The organism is Paraburkholderia guartelaensis (genome assembly GCF_004353905.1).
In the GTDB taxonomy this organism is placed as follows: domain Bacteria; phylum Pseudomonadota; class Gammaproteobacteria; order Burkholderiales; family Burkholderiaceae; genus Paraburkholderia; species Paraburkholderia guartelaensis.
In genome coordinates this window covers 39594-57919 of the sequence record NZ_SMOD01000027.1, presented here as the reverse complement: position 1 = coordinate 57919, position 18326 = coordinate 39594, and the positions used below count along the sequence as shown (strand labels likewise).

At 64.6% G+C, this 18326-nt stretch carries 11 protein-coding genes and 1 pseudogene; 8 read left to right on the top strand and 4 right to left on the bottom strand.

Annotated features, from left to right (window positions below; all coding sequences use genetic code 11):
• The first annotated feature begins 507 nt into the window (after positions 1-507).
• From nirB to E1N52_RS29230, 3 genes are all read left to right on the top strand, one after another.
• Positions 508-3099, top strand: a complete 2592-nt coding sequence (gene nirB / locus E1N52_RS29240; RefSeq protein ID WP_133186473.1) for a nitrite reductase large subunit NirB — start codon at positions 508-510, stop codon at positions 3097-3099.
• 29 nt (positions 3100-3128) lie between these two features.
• Positions 3129-3476, top strand: a complete 348-nt coding sequence (gene nirD, locus E1N52_RS29235; protein WP_133186372.1) for a nitrite reductase small subunit NirD — start codon at positions 3129-3131, stop codon at positions 3474-3476.
• Between the two features lie 108 nt (positions 3477-3584).
• Positions 3585-7778 carry a bifunctional nitrate reductase/sulfite reductase flavoprotein subunit alpha gene (locus E1N52_RS29230; protein WP_133186370.1) on the top strand — a complete coding sequence of 1398 codons (4194 nt, stop codon included), beginning with the start codon at positions 3585-3587 and terminating at the stop codon, positions 7776-7778.
• Here the strand turns inward: E1N52_RS29230 and E1N52_RS29225 are convergent.
• Complete coding sequence (locus tag E1N52_RS29225) at positions 7732-8034, bottom strand: hypothetical protein (protein ID WP_133186368.1); 303 nt, start codon at positions 8032-8034, stop codon at positions 7732-7734. The genes E1N52_RS29230 and E1N52_RS29225 overlap by 47 nt on opposite strands.
• Positions 8035-8174: 140 nt before the next feature.
• Between E1N52_RS29225 and cynR the strand changes: the two genes are divergently transcribed.
• A complete protein-coding gene (gene cynR, locus E1N52_RS29220) occupies positions 8175-9110 on the top strand; it encodes a transcriptional regulator CynR (RefSeq protein WP_133186366.1) in 936 nt (311 codons plus the stop codon).
• A 25-nt stretch (positions 9111-9135) separates the two neighbouring features.
• On the opposite strand, the gene E1N52_RS29215 is transcribed toward cynR, so the two are convergent.
• Positions 9136-10524 (bottom strand): alkaline phosphatase family protein, encoded by a 1389-nt coding sequence (locus E1N52_RS29215; protein WP_133186364.1) that lies wholly within the window; start codon positions 10522-10524, stop codon positions 9136-9138.
• Between the two features lie 229 nt (positions 10525-10753).
• Between E1N52_RS29215 and ilvD the strand changes: the two genes are divergently transcribed.
• Entirely contained in the window at positions 10754-12613 is a 1860-nt protein-coding gene (gene ilvD / locus E1N52_RS29210; protein ID WP_133186362.1) for a dihydroxy-acid dehydratase, read from the top strand.
• Between the two features lie 456 nt (positions 12614-13069).
• The gene (locus E1N52_RS29205; protein WP_133186360.1) at positions 13070-14125 is read left to right on the top strand and encodes a DUF535 family protein; all 1056 of its coding nucleotides are present in this window, start codon (positions 13070-13072) and stop codon (positions 14123-14125) included.
• Positions 14126-14239: 114 nt separating this feature from the next.
• Here the strand turns inward: E1N52_RS29205 and E1N52_RS29200 are convergent, their stop codons facing one another.
• Positions 14240-16483 (bottom strand): NADP-dependent isocitrate dehydrogenase, encoded by a 2244-nt coding sequence (locus tag E1N52_RS29200; RefSeq protein WP_133186358.1) that lies wholly within the window; start codon positions 16481-16483, stop codon positions 14240-14242.
• Positions 16484-16916: 433 nt separating this feature from the next.
• Between E1N52_RS29200 and E1N52_RS29195 the strand changes: the two genes are divergently transcribed.
• Both E1N52_RS29195 and E1N52_RS29190 read left to right on the top strand, forming a co-directional pair.
• The gene (locus E1N52_RS29195) at positions 16917-17333 is read left to right on the top strand and encodes a MarR family winged helix-turn-helix transcriptional regulator (protein ID WP_133186356.1); all 417 of its coding nucleotides are present in this window, start codon (positions 16917-16919) and stop codon (positions 17331-17333) included.
• 60 nt (positions 17334-17393) lie between these two features.
• A complete protein-coding gene (locus E1N52_RS29190; RefSeq protein WP_133186354.1) occupies positions 17394-17642 on the top strand; it encodes a hypothetical protein in 249 nt (82 codons plus the stop codon).
• A 22-nt stretch (positions 17643-17664) separates the two neighbouring features.
• Here the strand turns inward: E1N52_RS29190 and E1N52_RS29185 are convergent.
• Positions 17665-18018, bottom strand: a pseudogene (locus E1N52_RS29185) (alpha/beta fold hydrolase); the annotation flags it as partial.
• Positions 18019-18326: the final 308 nt, after the last annotated feature.

The window sequence follows — 18326 nt, the reverse complement described above, 5'->3', positions numbered from 1 at the left end:
AACGCGGCCCCAGGTTGCATGCCCGGCAACGCTGCCGGCACTCAGGCTCACGCAAGTTCCAGACCAACTTGCGCGCGCTCGCACCGCCCGCCCGCTAGCGGGGCGCGCCTAGTGGGCCGCCCCCAATTGACACCCCCGCAACCTGCACGCTCACGGCGCACAGCGAATGTGCTGCACGGCACCAATCTTGTGCTGGCCTGCATCACGATGCGCGCGCGAGCGACGTACCGGCGGCACCGCACGCAAGCCGCGGAAGTCCGCCGGACGGGGCGTTTCGCGGGATACACGCAGATTGGCACAGTGCTTGCGTATTGGTTCGCAGCAAGTGCCAAGCGAATCAATGGGGATTCGGCCGCAAGCAGTAGCGCGGCGCACAAGGGTTTCGTATTCAGGGCAACGGCGTCCCCCGAATCTGGCTTCGCGCAAGCTGGAATCGCGGGACGCCTTTTTTATTGGCAGGGGCTCAGCATGGTGCAAGCAACGAACGAAGTGAACAGCTCGGCAGCGATGGAGATCGTCGTCGTCGGCCATGGCATGGTGGGCCACAAATTTCTCGAGTGCATCCTTGCGGACGGCGCGCCCAACGCGCGCGTGACCGTGCTCTGCGAGGAGCCGCTTCCCGCCTACGACCGCGTGCACCTCTCCGAATTCTTCGCGGGCAAGTCGGCGGACGATCTCTCGCTCGTGGCACCCGGCTTCTTCGATCGCGAGAACGTGCGTCTCGTGCTGAACGCGAAGGCGGTGTCGCTCGATCGCGAGGCGCGCACCATCGAGGTGTCCAATGGCGAGACGCTTTCGTATGACAAGCTCGTGCTGGCCACCGGCTCCTCGGCGTTCGTGCCGCCCATAGCGGGCAACGATCGCGCAGATTGCTTCGTCTACCGAACCATTGCCGATCTCGAAGCGATGCAGGCGCGCGGCGCACACGCGAAGTCAGGCGTAGTGGTGGGTGGCGGCCTGCTCGGTCTCGAATGCGCAAAGGCCCTGCGCGACCTGGGCCTCGAGACGCACGTGGTGGAATTCGCGCCGCGCCTCATGGCCGTGCAGGTCGACGACGACGGCGGCCGCATGCTGCGCGGCAAGATCGAAGAACTCGGTGTGAGCGTGCACACGCAGAAGAACACGCTGGCGATCGTGGACGGTAAAACGGTGGACGGCGCAACGGCCGCCAACCGCATGCAGTTCGGCGACGGCACGCACCTCGACGCCGACATGATCGTGTTCTCGGCCGGCATTCGCCCGCGCGACGAAATCGCCCGCGCCTGTGGCCTCGAAATCGGCGCGCGCGGCGGCATCGTAATTGACGACCAGTGCCGCACGAGCGACGCGAACATCTACGCCATCGGCGAATGTGCGCTCTGGCAAGGGCAGATCTTCGGCCTCGTCGCTCCCGGTTACGACATGGCGCGCATTGCGGCCAAGGCGCTGGCGGGCGAGGCGTCGACCTTCGCGGGCGCGGACATGAGCACCAAGCTCAAGCTGATGGGCGTGGACGTCGCGAGCATCGGCGACGCGCACGGCAAGACCCCCGGCAGCCGTTCCTACCGCTACGCCGACGAGCGCCGCCAGGTCTACAAGAAGATTGTCGTGTCCGATTGCGGCAAGAAGCTGCTCGGCGCGGTGATGGTGGGCGACGCGAGCGAATACGGCACGCTGCTGCAGATGATGCTCAACGGCATCGAGCTGCCCGAGTCGCCCGAATTCATGATCCTGCCGCAGGCCGACGGCAAGGCCAAGCCCGCGATCGGCGTGGAAGCGCTGCCCGACGCCGCACAGATCTGCTCGTGCAACAACGTGTCGAAGGCTCAAATCTGCGCGGCCGTGCAGGAAGGCGCGACGACCATCGCCGCGGTGAAGGGCACGTGCAACGCCGGCACGTCGTGCGGCGGCTGCGTGCCGCTCGTCACGCAAATCATGAAGTCGGAGATGAAGCGCCAGGGGCTCGCCGTCAACAATCACCTTTGCGAGCACTTCCACTATTCGCGCCAGGAGCTGTATCACATCGTGCGCGTCGAGGGCATCAAGACCTTCGGCGAACTGCTCGCGAAGCATGGCAAGGGGCTGGGCTGCGATATCTGCAAGCCGGCCGTGGGCGGGATTCTCGCGTCCTGCTGGAACGAATTCGTGCTGAAGAAGGAGCACGCGAGCCTGCAGGATTCGAACGACTACTACCTCGCCAACATTCAGCGCGACGGCACTTATTCGGTGGTGCCGCGCATGCCGGGCGGCGAGGTCACCCCGGAAGGTCTCATCGCCGTGGGTCAGGTGGCGAAGAAGTACGGCCTGTACACGAAGATCACGGGCGGCCAGCGCGTGGACCTCTTTGGTGCACGCGTCGAGCAGCTGCCTTTCGTCTGGGAAGAGCTGATCGCCGCGGGCTTCGAATCGGGGCACGCATACGGCAAGGCCCTGCGCACCGTGAAGTCGTGCGTCGGATCGACGTGGTGCCGCTACGGCGTGGGCGACTCGGTGGGCTTCGCGATCGAACTCGAGAACCGCTACAAAGGGCTGCGCGCGCCGCACAAGATCAAGTTCGGCGTCTCGGGCTGCACGCGCGAGTGCGCGGAGGCGCAAGGCAAGGACGTCGGCATCATCGCCACCGAGAAGGGCTGGAACCTCTACGTGTGCGGCAACGGCGGCATGAAGCCGCGCCACGCGGAACTGCTCGCTGCCGATCTCGATCAGGCCACGCTGGTGCGCTACGTCGATCGCTTCCTCATGTTCTACGTGCGCACGGCGGACCGCCTGCAGCGCACGAGCGTGTGGCGCGACAACCTCGAAGGCGGCCTCGACTATCTGATCGACGTGGTCGTTCACGACAAGCTGGGCCTTGGCGCCGAACTCGAAGCGGAAATGCAGCTCGTGGTGGACACCTACGAATGCGAGTGGAAGAAGGCCGTGACCGATCCGGAAACGCGCCGCCGCTTCCGCCACTTCGTCAATAGCGATGCGGGCGACCAGCACGTCACCTTCATCGAAGAGCGCGGTCAGATTCGCCCGGCTACGCCCGAGGAGCGCACGCAGGTTCCGCAAGCGGCGCCGCATTTCAAGCCACACGAAGCACTGAGCGCGATTCCCGTAGTCGTCGAAACCGTCTGATTCCCTTTCATCGAACCGAGGAGTACGAAATGAGCAACGAACATAGTCAAGGCAACTGGGTTCCCGTCTGCACGCTCAACGATATCGTGCCGAACACCGGCGTGTGCGCGCTCGTGAAGGGCGAGCAGGTCGCCGTGTTCCATGTCGACGACGGCGACGCGCGCGTGTATGCCATCGGCAACTACGATCCGAACTCGCACGCAGCGGTGCTCTCGCGCGGGCTCGTGGGCAGCTTCGGCGAGCGCATCGTGGTGGCCTCGCCCATCTACAAGCATCACTTCGATCTGTCCACCGGCGAGTGCATCGAAGCGCCGCAGCATTCGGTCAACGCCTTCCCGGCACGCGTGGAAAACGGCCAGGTGTGGATTGCCGCCTGATTGGCCGACTGAAGTGACAAAGGAAGTGACGAACCAAGTGCCAAACGCGCGGCGTGCAGGATGCGCCGTGCGCCCTGAATCTGTTTCAAGCTGATATCGATCGACCGCATGAGCAGCGAGAGCGTAAAGAGCGTTTGCCCGTACTGCGGCGTAGGCTGCGGGATGATCCTGCACGTCGAGGACGGCCAGGTCGCGAAGATCTCCGGCGACGCCGAGCATCCGACCAACTTCGGCCGCCTCTGCACGAAGGGTTCGTCGGCGCACGTGGCGCTGCGCAAGTCGGGGCGTCTCGAGCGCGCCTTCGTGCGCCACGCGCGTGACGAGGACCCGGTGCCGCTGCCGCTTGCGCAGGCGATCTCCGATACGGCGCGCCGCCTGCGCTCGACGCTCGACGCGCAGGGCCCCGACGCGCTTTCGTTCTACGTTTCCGGGCAAATGTCGATCGAGGCGCAGTACCTCGTGAACAAACTCGCCAAGGGTTTCGTGCGCACGAACAACATCGAGTCGAACTCGCGCCTGTGCATGGCGAGCGCGGGCAGTGGCTACAAGCTTTCGCTCGGCGCGGACGGCCCGCCGGGTTCCTATCAGGACTTCGACCGCGCAGACCTCTTCTTCGTGATCGGCGCGAACATGGCGGACTGCCATCCGATCCTGTTCCTGCGCATGATGGAGCGCGTGAAGGCGGGCGCGAAGCTCATCGTCGTGGATCCGCGCCGCACGGCGACCGCCGAGAAGGCGTCGCTGTTCCTGCAGATCGCGCCGGGCACCGATCTCGCGCTGCTCAATGGCCTGCTGCACTTGCTGCACAAGAGCGGCCACACCGATGCGGACTTCATCGCGCAGTACACCGAAGGATGGGACGCGATGCCCGCGTTCCTCGAAGACTACACGCCGGAAAAGGTCGCCGAGATCACGGGTCTGGCGGTCGACGACATTCGCCGCGCCGCGCAGATGATCGGCGAGGCGCCGGAGTGGATGAGCTGCTGGACCATGGGCCTGAACCAGAGCACGCACGGCACGTGGAGCACCAACGCGATCTGCAACCTGCATCTCGCGACGGGCAAGATTTGCCGTCCCGGCAGCGGACCGTTCTCGCTCACGGGGCAGCCCAACGCCATGGGCGGGCGCGAGATGGGCTACATGGGACCCGGCTTGCCCGGTCAGCGCACGGTGCTCGCAGAAGACGACCGCGCGTTCGTCGAAGCGGCATGGGGCGTGGCGCCCGGCACGCTGCCCGCGAAAGTGGGCGGCGGCACCATCGACATGTTTTCGCGCATGGCCGCGGGCGAGATCAAGGCGTGCTGGATCATCTGCACGAACCCGGTGGCGAGCGTCGCGAACCGGCAAACGGTGGTGGCGGGCCTGAGGGCCGCCGAACTGGTGATCGCCCAGGACGCTTTTCTGGACACCGAAACGAATCAGTACGCCGACGTGCTGCTGCCCGGCGCGCTCTGGGCCGAGGCCGAGGGCGTGATGATCAACTCCGAGCGCAACCTGACGCTCATGCAGCAGGCCGTCGAGCCGCCGGGCGAGGCGCTGCCCGACTGGCAGATCATCGCACGCGTGGCCTGCGAGATGGGTTTTGCAGAAGCGTTCAGCTACGCGAGCGCAGCCGAGGTGTTCGACGAAATCACGCGCTTCGCGAACCCGAAGACGGGCTACGACCTGCGCGGCGCGAGCCACGCGAAGTTGCGCGAAACGCCGCTGCAGTGGCCCATCGCGCCGGATGCCTCGAGCGACCGCAACCCGCTGCGCTATGTGAACGACGGCGTGAGCCAGCCGTTCAAGGAAAACGCGGATGGCACGCGCCCCCGCATCGCGTTCGCCACGCCGCACGGCAAGGGCGTGTTCTTCGCGCGCCCGCACGTTGCGCCCGCCGAATTACCCGACGGCACGTTCCCGGTCGTATTCAACACGGGCCGCTTGCAGCACCAGTGGCACACCATGACGAAGACCGGCAAGGTGCCGATGCTCAACAAGCTCAACCCGGGCCCCTTCGTCGAGATTCACCCCGAGGATGCCGCCGCGCTCGGCATTGCCGCGAAGGACCGCGTGGAAGTGCGCTCGCGCCGCGGTCGTGTGGTGCTGCCCGCCGTGGTGACCGAGCGCGTGCGTCCCGGCAACTGCTTCGCGCCCATGCACTGGAACGACGTGTATGGCGAGGAGCTTTGCGTGAACGCGGTCACGAGCGATGCGGTCGACCCTGTTTCCCAGCAGCCCGAATTGAAATTCTGCGCGGTTGCGCTCACGCGCGTCGGCCCGCAAGCCGCGCCGCGCGAGACCACGCGAAAGCCGGATGCCGCCGATGCCGCCATTGCGTCTGCCGAATACGACAGCGCGGCGCAAGCCGTCAACCCGTCTCAGGAACTCGACATGTCCCGTATCGATGCCTTTTCGACGCTACTCGGTCTCGACGACGTCGCCGCGCCGCAACTGGGCGACGTGCAGCGCCAGTACCTCGCGGGCTTCGTGGGCGGCCTGCGCTCGTTGAGGGCGGCCGAGCCCGTTGGCGTGCCCATGCTGCCCGCGCACGCACCGTTTCCCGCCGACACGCGCGTCTGGCTGGACGGCCTGCTGGCGGGCCTGTTCAGCCGCGGCGAACCTGTCGCGCGCACGGCAGCGCTCGCCGCGCCGGGCGCGCCAGAAGAAAAGCCGCATGGTGTGCGCATCGCCCACACGCGCCCGAAGGTCGTGCTGCTCTGGGCCTCGCAGACGGGCAACGTCGAATCGCTCGTCGAGCAATATGCGACGCAACTGATGGACTCGGGCTTCGAGATTCGCACGGCCTGTATGGCGGATTACCCGCTCGCGAACCTCGCAAAGGCGCAATACGTCCTCCTGATGACGAGCACATTCGGCGACGGCGACGCGCCCGACAACGGCGAAGCCTTCTGGAGCGCGCTCGCGGCAGACAACGCACCGCGCCTCTCTTCGCTGCGCTTTTCCGTGCTCGCCTTCGGCGACCGCAACTACGATGCGTTCTGCGGTCACGGGCGCAAGCTCGATGCGCGCCTCGAAGCGCTGGGCGCCACGCGTCTCATGGAGCGTGTGGATTGCGACAGCGAATACCAGGGCGCCGCCGACGCATGGCTCGACCGCATCGTCGTGCGCATCAAGCAGGAGGACGCGGCGCTGCACGCGGTGCCCTCGGACGGCTCGATTCCGGAGGTGCTGCCGGGCTGCGCGGCGACGAAGGCCCGCCCGGCCGCCTCGAAGCTGCTGAAGAACGCCCGCCTGAACATGAAGGGCGCGACGAAGGACACGCGCTACTTCTCGCTCGCAACGGGCGAAGCGGGCCTCGACTACGAAGCAGGCGATGCGCTCGGCGTGTGGCCGACCAACTGTCCTGCGCTCGTCGACGAGTTGCTGGGCCTCACGCGCCTCGCCGCCGACACGCCGGTCGCGGTGAGCGGCCACGGCGAGATGCGCCTTGCCGAAGCGCTCAGCAAGCACTACGAGATCGCGCGCCCGAACCCCGATGCGCTCGCGTTCATTGCGGCCCGCACGCGCTCACGGGGCCTCGAAGAGATGCTCGAAGAAACGCGCAAGGGCGATCTGCGCAACTGGCTCTGGGGCCAGCAGCTCGCCGACGTGCTCCACGAATATCCCGTCGACATGAACGCACCCGAACTGCTCGGCATGCTCAAGCGCCTGCAGCCGCGGCTCTATTCGATTTCGTCGAGCCCGAAGGCGCACGCGGGCGAAGTGCATCTGACGGTTTCGGCCGTGCGCTACAGCAACGGCCGCCGCGAGCGCAAGGGCGTGGCCTCCACTTTCCTCGCCGACCGCGCGCAGGAGGGCAGCGTCCCGGTGTTCGTGCAGAAGAGCACGCATTTCCGGCCGCCGCGCAGTGGCGACGCGCCGATGATCATGGTCGGTCCCGGCACGGGTGTCGCGCCTTTCCGCGCCTTCCTGCACGAGCGCCAGGCGCGCGGCGACACGGGCCGCAACTGGCTCTTCTTCGGCGAGCAGCACGCGGCCACCGACTTCTACTACCGCGACGAACTGGAGCAAATGCGCAAGGACGGCCATCTCGACCGCCTCGACCTCGCGTTTTCGCGTGACCAGAGCGAGAAGGTCTACGTGCAGGACCGCATGCGCGAGCAGGGCGCGCAGCTATGGGCGTGGCTGCAGGAAGGGGCGCACCTCTACGTGTGCGGCGATGCGAGCCGCATGGCGAAGGACGTGGATGTAGCGCTCAGGGAGGTGGTGGCGGGCCATGGCGGCATGAGCGCCGAGGCCGCGCACGACTACGTCAGTGCGCTCGGACGGGACAAGCGCTACGTACGCGACGTCTATTGACGGGGCGCGGCGCGGCTTCGGCCCGGCTCTGCGAGGGGCGGCCTGAGGCCGCGCGCCACGTTTGCAGCGCGCGAAAGCGGCGCGTGCGCGCCTGGTCCGCGCGCGCGAAATCTTCATCTTCGTTGCCGAGCCCGGCATAAAGGCCGCCTTGGGCGCCTTTGGTCACAACGGGTTCGGGCAGCAGGATGGCGATGAGAAACGTCAGGCACGCGCCTGCGAACACCGCCACCACACTCATCGAGATCGACTCGAACATCCGTTTGCTCCCCGGTAGAATGGTGTCCGGCGGGAGAGGCCGCGCGCATCGCGCCGCATCGCCGCCATCGCAAACCATTTTGCGCAGGGCGCGCGTCCACGTCCAAGACGATATTCGGATCGTCACGATAAGCGCGCCTTATGAAAAAAACCGGAGACATTCGGGAGGCAGCCATCTTGATGCTTCGCTCGATACGCTACGTGCTCACCGTGGCGGAGTTGAAGAATTTCACGCGTGCAGCCGAAGTGCTGCACGTCTCGCAGCCGGCGCTTTCACAGCAGATCCGCCAACTGGAAAACGATCTCGGCGGCGCGCTGTTCGACCGCAGCGGCCGCGCCATCAGCCTCACCGAATTCGGGCGCGTCTACATCGAACACGCGCGCCAGGCGCTCGCGCATCTCGATGCCGGCAAGCGCGCGCTCAACGAGGTGCGCGACCTCACGCGCGGCCTGCTGCGGCTCGCCTATACCCCGACCTTCGCGGAATATCTGATCGGCCCGGCGCTACGCGGTTTTCGCGAGGCGCACCCGGCGATCGCGCTCGACGTGAGCGAGCGGCCGCTCGAAGACATCGAAGGCGGACTCGAGCGTGACGAACTCGATCTCGGCATTGGCTTCACGGATGTGCGCTCCGACGAAATCGAAGTGCGTCCGCTCTTTGCCGAGCACATGGCGCTGCTCGTGGCCACGCGCCATCCGCTGGCGCGCCGCCGCGCGGAAGTAACGGCGGAGCAGCTGGGGACGATGCCGCTTGCGCTATTGAGCCCCGACTTCGTGGTGCGGCGCTTCGCCGATGCCTATTTCCGTGCGCATCAGTTGATTCCGCGCGTGATGCTGCAAGCCAATTCAGTGGGCACGGTGCTCAAGCTCGTGAAGGACGGCACGCTCGCCACGCTGCTGCCTTCGGCGGTGCTGCGCGAGCATCGCGGGCTCGTCACGCTGCCGGTCGCGCCGGCGTTGCCACAGCGCACCGTCGCGCTGCTCAAGCGGCGGCGTGCATCGAGCACGCTCGCCGCCAATGCGTTTTCGGACGTGCTGCTCGCGTTGATTTCACAGGAAAGGCTGGGCGAAGCCTGAGGCGGCTTTTGGTTTTTTCGTCTGCTCAGGGTTGGTCGGACGACAGCAGGTTGTGGAAGAAGTCCACTGCGTGCTGGCGAGTCGGCATCGTCCCGAGCGTGGCTGCCGGGTCGAGCCCCGAGCGCCGCGCCGTGCCGCTCACGAGACTCTTTTGCAGGTCATTGAGCGGGCGGGCGAGATTGGTGGCGATGAATCCGGAAGCCGGCGGCGCGGCGATAGCCGGCAGGTCGGTGCGCGGTGCGTCCAGCGTGAGCAAGGGAGCGAGCGTGGGCGCGGCCGCCACGCGCTTGCTCGGGAGCATGTCGGCGGGCGCGATGCCGAGCCAGTCGCGCAGTGTGGCGAGAATCGACGTGTGGTCGTAGGGTGTGGTGTTGGGCGAGCGGAACACGGTGCCCGGCGCGATATACGGCGAAACCACCACCGCCGGCACGCGCACACCGAAGCTGTCGAAGGCGAAGTTCTGGTCGCCCGGGTTGCTCGCGGCATCGGGCGCCACGGCGTTGGCGGGGGGCAGCACGTGGTCGTAGGTGCCTCCGTGCTCGTCGTAGGTGATGACGAGCAGTGTTTCGGGCCATGCGGGCGACGTGCTCAACGCATGCCAGATGTCGTAGAGAAAGCTTTCGCCCGCGTAGACATCGTGTGGCGGGTGCTGGTCGTTGGGATCGAGCAGAAAACGCGGCTCGATGAACGAATACTGCGGCAGCGTGTTGTTCTGGCAAGCCGAGACGAAGTTGGCGAAGCGCTGGAAGTTCGCCTTATATTTCGGATCCCATAACGTCGGGAACATCGTGAGCGTGAGCGAAGGCGCGACGAGCGCGGCGCTGTACACGGCCCAGCTCGCGCCCACGTCGCCCAGCACGTTGAAGATGGTGCGCACTTGCCATTCGAAGGGGTCGGGCGGCGAGCCGTTGTCGACGTGGCCGTTCGACGTGCCCGCGTGGGCGAATGCGCGGTTCGGCCAGGTCTGGCTCGGCACGGGGGCGAACCATGCGTCGGAGACGGCATATTCGCGCGCGAGTGTCGAGAGCACCTTCAGCTGATCGGGGCTATGGCACTGCATGACCTGGCTTGCGTCCGTCGTTGCGGTCGTCTCGTAGTCTTGTACGAAGCCCGACATGGGCGTTGCGCCTGCCGCGCTGCCAAGCAGTTGCACGCGCACGTTCGCGAACGTCTCCTGCGGGTCCGGGTCGGGCAGCGTGGCCGTGGTGGCCGGCGAGGTCGCGGCGATGGTGCCGCCTGCCTTCGTTGGATTGCTCAGGCCCGCCTTGAGCCCGTCGAATGGCTGTTCCGCGCTGGCGGCGGGCAGGAAACGCGTGGGGCTGCTGCCGTTCGTGTACAAGCCGCCAAGCATCGTGTCAAACGAACGGTTCTCGAACATCACGACAACGACGTGTTTGATGTTCTGCAGGGACATGGGCTCTCTCCGTCACGCGGGTTTGACGAAGAATAGTGGTGCAGGCGGGGGGATTCGGCAAGGTTCGGCAACCCTGATAAATCCTGCCCATCCGGCGGGGTGCGCATGCGTGTGGGATAATCGCAAGGTTTGCCCAGAGCGCAGCTCAAGAGGTTGTTCGCAAGGGCGTGCGTGGGGCCTTTATTCCCGTGGCCCGCTTCCTTTCTGCGATTTTTCTTCCACAGCCACAATGCCCGCATACCGTTCCAAAACCTCCACCGCCGGCCGCAACATGGCAGGTGCGCGTTCCCTCTGGCGCGCCACCGGCATGAAAGACGAAGATTTTGCCAAGCCGATCATCGCGGTCGTCAACTCGTTCACCCAGTTCGTTCCCGGCCATGTGCACCTGAAAGACCTCGGCCAGCTCGTTGCGCGCGAAATCGAAGCCGCGGGCGGCGTGGCCAAGGAATTCAACACGATCGCCGTCGATGACGGCATCGCCATGGGCCACGACGGCATGCTGTATTCGCTGCCGAGCCGCGACATCATCGCGGATTCGGTCGAATACATGGTCAACGCGCACTGCGCCGACGCCATGGTCTGCATCTCGAACTGCGACAAGATCACCCCGGGCATGCTCATGGCCGCCATGCGCCTGAACATCCCCGTGATCTTCGTCTCGGGCGGCCCGATGGAAGCGGGCAAGACGCGCCTCGCGAACCCGGTCACGAAGGCCATCGAAGTCAAGAAGCTCGATCTGATCGACGCCATGGTGATCGCGGCGGACAGCAAGTACTCCGACGCCGAAGTGGCCGAAGTCGAGCGCTCCGCCTGCCCGACCTGCGGTTCGTGCTCGGGCATGTTCACGGCTAACTCGATGAACTGCCTGACCGAGGCGCTGGGCCTCTCGCTGCCGGGCAACGGCACTGTGGTCGCCACGCACGCCGACCGCGAACAGCTCTTCAAGCGCGCCGGCCGCCGCATCGTCGAACTCGCGCGCCAGTACTACGAGCAGGAAGACGAGCGCGTGCTGCCGCGCTCGGTGGGCTTCAAGGCGTTCGAAAACGCGATGACGCTCGACATCGCCATGGGCGGCTCGACCAACACGATCCTCCACTTGCTGGCCATTGCGCAGGAAGCGGGCATCGAGTTCGGCATGACGGACATCGACCGCCTTTCGCGCGTCGTGCCGCAACTGTGCAAGGTCGCGCCGAACACGAATAAGTACCACATCGAAGACGTGCACCGCGCCGGCGGCATCATGGCGATCCTCGGCGAGCTTGCGCGCGCAGGCAAGCTGCACACCGACGTGCCGACCGTGCACACGCCGACGCTCGGCGACGCGCTGGAGCAATGGGATATCACGCGCACGCAGTCCGAAGCGGTCAAGACGTTCTACATGGCTGGCCCCGCCGGCGTTCCCACCCAGGTCGCGTTCAGCCAGAACACGCGCTGGCCGAGCCTCGACACGGACCGCGCCGAAGGCTGCATCCGCTCGTATGAGCACGCGTTCTCGAAGGAAGGCGGCCTTGCCGTGCTGACCGGCAACATCGCGCTCGACGGCTGCGTGGTGAAGACCGCAGGCGTGGACGACAGCATCCTCGTGTTCGAAGGCACGGCTCACGTGACCGAATCGCAGGACGAAGCGGTGGAAAACATCCTCGCCGACAAGGTCAAGGCCGGCGACGTGGTGATCGTGCGCTATGAAGGCCCGAAGGGCGGCCCCGGCATGCAGGAAATGCTCTACCCGACGAGCTACATCAAGTCGAAGGGCCTCGGCAAGGCGTGCGCGCTGCTGACCGACGGCCGCTTCTCGGGCGGCACCTCGGGCCTCTCGATCGGCCACTGCTCGCCGGAAGCGGCAGCGGGCGGCGCAATCGGCCTCGTGCGCGACGGCGACAAGATCCGCATCGACATTCCGAACCGCACGATCAACGTGCTGGTCTCGGACGAAGAACTCGCGCGCCGCCGCGAAGAGCAGAACGCCAAGGGCTGGAAGCCGGCGAAGGCGCGTCCGCGCAAGGTGTCGGCGGCGCTGAAGGCCTACGCCAAGCTCGTGATGTCGGCCGACAAGGGCGCCGTGCGCGACCTCTCGCTGCTGGACGACTGACGCTGTGACGGGCCTCGCCCGTCGATCGGCAGATCTGGTCTGCACGAAAGCCGCTCTTCGGAGCGGCTTTTTTTCGGGTGGTGCATTACGGATTCGCGGGAAATGGGACTTGGACGTTTGCTTGGAGGTTTCATAACGTTTACGAAAATGTAACGATTGGGCCCTCCGTTGAAAAATTCTGTAACGGTTCGTAATACTGTGATATGTTTCATGACCTCGACAGTTGGTCGAACCCTCGTAAGAGCGTTCGCATCGGCTGACCGAACGACTGCTATGTGACATCCCGTGTATCGAAGATCGGTGAGTGAGGCAATTTTTTTTAAGGACTGCGATGCATTTGCGCAGCAAATTTCACCCACCGGCAATCGGATCGTCATCGGGCGCCAGGCGCAACGCCGTCACGGCTGCATCGGTTGCCTTCGCGTTTAGGCCATTCATGAAAACGGATCGCGGACAATGAAATCGATTTCCGAGATTTTCCGCTTGCTGGCGAGGGTTATTCCTGGGAGAAGTCCTGGCGCCCTGTTTCGGAGGGGGCGTGTGCTCGTGTACGCACTGCTTCACCCGTTTGCGGCGCGCATCTGGCTGAGTGGATTGGCGGCAGACTCCCTGCTTGCCGATATTGTCGTCCGTAACCGGCGCTATCTCGAACGTCCCTTTCGCCGCTTCGTCCAGGCGGACATGCGTGCCTGCGCGCGTGCCGAGTTGCTGTGCGGACATTTTCGGGTCGTGCGGGAACGTTTCGGCGACGATCTGGTGCGCAGTCTTTATCTGAATTCGGCAGACGTGACTTTGGCATCGAGCGGCAGGTACGCCATCGTCGTGAGCGAGCCGGTACGTTGTTGGCGCGAAGGGTTGCTGACCGTCGCCTGGCGCGACGTGGTCGACCGCGTCGATCTTGCGTGGGCGACAATCAGTTTCGAGGGGCACGCCGAATCGGGGAAAACCGGGGCGCTGATCGGCGGCCTGCAAGGGCCATCCGGCGCGGCCAGGGAGCGGGTGCGCGAGGCCACGCGCGCATGCCATGGATTGCGGCCCAAGGCTGCTGTCATGGAGGCCGTCTGCGTATTGTCCAGGATGGCAGGGGTGGACGTGCTGACTGGCGTGACGAAGAAGACACACGTTTCCGACTCCAGGCGGGAACAGATACGCGCGGATTACGACGGCTTCTGGCAGGAATTGGGTGGCATTGAAGGCAATGGGCGGTATGTGCTGCCGCTTCACCTGCATCACCGCGACGTCAGTGAGGTCCCGTCAAACCGGCGCGCTGCATTCCGCAGGCGACAAGCGCTGATCGCAGATTTACTCGCGCAGATCCCCCGGGCCATAGAGGCGGGCCGGATTGAAGAGGCCATGCCGTCTCATCTGGGTCATGCAGATTCGAGCAAGCAACTTCTGGATCTCGCTGTGGCTCTGGCAGCCGATCGTTGTAACCTCGAGCCAGGCATTGCCCGCGAAGAGAGCGACCCGATGCGAGACGATCGGCCGGTCGAACAAAAACTCGCCGCCTGATATCGGCCATCACAATTAGCAGGGCAAAAAAAATCGAGCCTCCCACAGTGATGTGGGAGGCTCGATTCGTTTGGTGGAACGTCCCCCGCGCAACGCACGGGGGCGGTCCATCACTTACTTCGCAGCGGCTGCGAGTGCGGCATTGAACGTCGCGCTCGGGCGCATGACTTCAGCGAGCTTCGCGAAGTCCGGCTTGTAGTAGCCGCCGATATCGACCGGCTTGCCCTGAACCGCGGCCAGTTCGCCCACGATCTTCTGCTCGTTCTCGGCCAATGCCTTCGCCAGCGGCGCGAAGTGTGCCGCGAGTTCCGCGTCGTCCTTCTGTGCGGCCAGCTCTTGCGCCCAGTACATCGAGAGATAGAACTGGCTGCCGCGGTTGTCCAGCTCGCCGGTCTTCGGCGACGGGCCCTTGTTGTTGTCGAGCAGCTTGCCGGTGGCGGCGTCGAGCGTCTTCGCGAGCAGCTTGGCGCGCGCGTTGTTCGTCTTGATGCCGAGGTCTTCCAGCGAAACGGCCAGCGCGAGGAATTCGCCGAGCGAGTCCCAGCGCAGGTGGTCTTCCTGAACCAGCTGCTGCACGTGCTTCGGAGCCGAGCCGCCGGCGCCCGTTTCGTACATGCCACCACCGGCCATCAGCGGAACGATCGAGAGCATCTTCGCCGAGGTGCCCAGTTCCATGATCGGGAACAGGTCGGTGAGGTAGTCGCGCAGGATGTTGCCCGTGACCGAGATCGTGTCCAGGCCGCGGATCACGCGCTCGAGCGTGTAACGCATCGCGCGGACTTGCGACATGATCTGGATGTCGAGGCCGGTCAGATCGTAATCCTTCAGGTACGTTTCGACCTTCTTGATCACTTCGTTTTCGTGCGGACGGTACGGGTCGAGCCAGAACACGGCCGGCGTGTCCGAGTTCTTCGCGCGCGTGACGGCGAGCTTGACCCAGTCGCGGATCGGCTCGTCCTTCACGAGGCACATACGCCAGATGTCGCCTTGCTCGACGGGCTGCGTGAGCGCTTCGAGCACTTCGCCCGTAGCGTTGTCGACGATGCGCGCCGTGCCGTCCTGCGTGATCTCGAACGTCTTGTCGTGCGAACCGTACTCTTCAGCCTTCTGTGCCATCAGGCCGACGTTCGGCACCGTGCCCATCGTGCGCGGGTCGAATGCGCCGTTGGTCTTGCAGAAGTTGATGATTTCCTGGTAGATGCGCGCGAACGTGCTTTCCGGAATCAGGCACTTCGTGTCGGCCGGGCGGCCGTCGGCGCCCCACATCTTGCCGCCTGCGCGAATCATCGCGGGCATCGAAGCGTCGACGATCACGTCGTTCGGTGCGTGCAGGTTCGAGATGCCCTTGGCCGAATCGACCATGGCGAGCGCCGGACGGTGCTCGTGGCATGCGTGCATGTCGCGGATGACTTCTTCGCGCTGCGATTCCGGCAGCTTTTCGATCTTCGTGTAGAGGTCGACGAGGCCGTTGTTCACGTTCACGCCGAGTTCTTCGAAGAGCTTGGCGTGCTTCGCGAACGCGTCCTTGTAGAACACGCGCACGGCGTGGCCGAACACGATGGGGTGCGAAACCTTCATCATGGTCGCCTTCACGTGCAGCGAGAGCATGACGCCGGTCTTGCGCGCGTCTTCCATCTGGTCTTCGTAGAAGGCCAGCAGGTGCTTCTTGCTCATGAACATGCTGTCGACGATTTCGCCGGCTTGCAGCTTGACCTTCGGCTTGAGCACGATGGTTTCGCCGGCCTTCGTCACGAGCTCCATGCGGACTTCGCGGTCCTTGTCGTTCGTGATCGACTTTTCGCCGTGGTAGAAGTCGCCGTGCTTCATGTGCGCGACGTGGGTGCGCGAAGCCATGCTCCACTCGCCCATGCTGTGCGGGTGCTTCTTCGCGTAGTTCTTGACCGCGAGCGGTGCGCGGCGGTCCGAGTTGCCTTCGCGCAGCACCGGGTTCACAGCCGAACCGAGGCACTTCGAATAGCGCTTCTGGATAGCCTTTTCTTCGTCGGTCTTCGGATCTTCGGGGAAGTCAGGGACCTTGTAGCCCTTGCCCTGGAGTTCCTTGATCGCGGCGACGAGCTGCGGCACCGATGCGCTGATGTTCGGCAGCTTGATGATGTTCGTTTCCGGCAACTGCGTGAGACGGCCCAGTTCGGCCAGATTGTCCGGCACGCGCTGTTCTTCCGTGAGGAATTCCGGGAACTCGCCGAGGATACGGCCCGCAACAGAGATATCGCTGGTCTCGACGTTCACGCCGGCCGGCGCAGCGAAAGTGCGGATGATCGGCAGAAACGCGCTGGTGGCGAGCAGCGGCGCTTCATCGGTCAGGGTATAGATGATGGTGGGTTGCTGGGTACTCATCGGCTTCTTGGCGGGGTTCAAAAACGGGGTGATAACACCACCGGCTGCGCGCAGTCGGCGAAACACCTGGATTTTGCCTCAATTTACAGCGGGCTGGGGACCAAGCGTGCATGTATTTCATATCGTGGAAAGCGCTTGCGCAATGTTAATTGACCAGAAAGTCGGCGCGTTTGCCATGATTGGCCGGCCCGGCGCTGAAAACGTTTCCGCGCCGGAGGCCCGTTCCATAAGGCTTTGAGAGGTGATGCCAACGATTCGGTCGTGGTTCTCTGGTTTTGTGGATCGCACCCTAGATTGACTGTCAAGCTGGTAAAGACCCTTGTGAAAAGAGAAGTGAATCGGGGAGTCTTATATAAGAATTTTGTCCTGCGAGCCTCGCCGAAGTCTCTAAAAACGGTTGCCTTGCTAATCAATTCGTGGTTTCATTGGTGCCATGTTCGATCACTGCCTTTACTTCAATTCGTCGGCGCTCGCGCGGCTCGTCGAGCGCGAGTGGACCGCCGCGTATGCGCCGTTCGGCCTCACGCCGGCGCAAGGCTTCGTGCTGCGCGTTGTGCTGGCGAAGCCGGGGTGCCTCGCGAGCGATGTCGCGCAAACGCTCGGCATCGCGCGGCCCACGGCGACGCGTCTCGTCGACAACCTGTGCGAGAAGGACTTGCTCGAGCGCCGCCAGGGCGAGGCCGATGGCCGCGAATGGGGACTCTTTCCCACTGCGGGCGGCGCGGCGCTCGACGGCCCGATCAACGGCGCGAGCGCCGACGTGGCGCGGCGCCTGCGTGGACAAGTGGGCCCGGACCTCTTCGAGTCCACGGTCACCGGCATGCGCAAGATACGCAAGGGACTCGCATAAGGCGTTCGCGCTTTTTTAAAACTCAAATGATTGTCTTGCTAATCAATAAGGAGAAGAGCGATGAGCGAAGCGGCGCTAAAAGGGGCAGGGGAGGAAGCCTGGCGTTGGGCGATTGGGGTGGCGATCGCCGCGCTGGCGGTGGGCGGCGTGGTGGCGGCGATTCTCGTCATGCCACGCGCCGTGGAGGCGAACAACCGCGCGTGCGTGAACGCTTACGCCAACGATCTGCACGCGGATCTCGCGGCGTTCGCGCAGGACCCGGCGTGGCAGGCGCAATACGTGGAGGCGCTCACGGCGTGCTCGCGTTAGACGGGCACGCCGCGCCGCCACATTACTTGCGGTTCAGGAACGCGAGCAGGTCGGCGTTGACCTGATCGGCCATCGTCGTGCACATGCCGTGCGGGCCGCCCGGGTAGATCTTGAGCGTCGCGTCCTTGACGATCTTCGCGGAGAGCTTGCCCGCGTCGTCGATCGGCACGATCTGGTCGTCGTCGCCGTGCAGGATCAGCGTGGGCACGTCGATCTTCTTGAGGTCTTCCGTGTAGTCGACCTCGGAGAACTCGTGCACGCAGTCGTGCAGCGCGAGGATGCCGCCCAACATGCCCTGCTGCCAGAACGAATCGATCACGCCCTGCGAGACCTTCGCGCCGCTGCGGTTGTAACCGTAGAACGGCACGGCCAGGTCGTACAGTGATGCTAGTGATTTATGTAATATATTTTAATAATCAGCAAGTTATGTTTGTGTTTATCATATCATCGAGGCGCGAAGGCCAGCATTCGGCTATGCGGGCTGATGCGGTGGTGCGGCGGCCCGTGAAGAACTGGCAAATCGTTAATTGTGTGCAATGAAGAATTTCAGGGTAATTAGCACTTGGACTCGTAGTTCGAAGTGGGGTCAAGAACGACGCCCTTATCGTCGTTAGCCCGTGACCGTTTGGCGGCGCGCGCAGACTCCGGGGGGCTGGTTATGTCGGCCGAATTTGGGAGAGGCTA

What these genes read in the sequence shown, in the direction of transcription:
- cynR (WP_133186366.1), top strand. Translation starts at nt 8,175, where the DNA reads ATGAAAAAAACCGGAGACATTCGGGAGGCAGCCATCTTGATGCTTCGC.
- E1N52_RS29190 (WP_133186354.1), top strand. Translation starts at nt 17,394, where the DNA reads ATGAGCGAAGCGGCGCTAAAAGGGGCAGGGGAGGAAGCCTGGCGTTGG.
- nirB (WP_133186473.1), top strand. Translation starts at nt 508, where the DNA reads ATGGAGATCGTCGTCGTCGGCCATGGCATGGTGGGCCACAAATTTCTC.
- E1N52_RS29205 (WP_133186360.1), top strand. Translation starts at nt 13,070, where the DNA reads ATGAAATCGATTTCCGAGATTTTCCGCTTGCTGGCGAGGGTTATTCCT.
- E1N52_RS29195 (WP_133186356.1), top strand. Translation starts at nt 16,917, where the DNA reads ATGTTCGATCACTGCCTTTACTTCAATTCGTCGGCGCTCGCGCGGCTC.
- E1N52_RS29200 (WP_133186358.1), bottom strand. Translation starts at nt 16,483, where the DNA reads ATGAGTACCCAGCAACCCACCATCATCTATACCCTGACCGATGAAGCG.
- E1N52_RS29225 (WP_133186368.1), bottom strand. Translation starts at nt 8,034, where the DNA reads ATGTTCGAGTCGATCTCGATGAGTGTGGTGGCGGTGTTCGCAGGCGCG.
- nirD (WP_133186372.1), top strand. Translation starts at nt 3,129, where the DNA reads ATGAGCAACGAACATAGTCAAGGCAACTGGGTTCCCGTCTGCACGCTC.
- ilvD (WP_133186362.1), top strand. Translation starts at nt 10,754, where the DNA reads ATGCCCGCATACCGTTCCAAAACCTCCACCGCCGGCCGCAACATGGCA.
- E1N52_RS29230 (WP_133186370.1), top strand. Translation starts at nt 3,585, where the DNA reads ATGAGCAGCGAGAGCGTAAAGAGCGTTTGCCCGTACTGCGGCGTAGGC.
- E1N52_RS29215 (WP_133186364.1), bottom strand. Translation starts at nt 10,524, where the DNA reads ATGTCCCTGCAGAACATCAAACACGTCGTTGTCGTGATGTTCGAGAAC.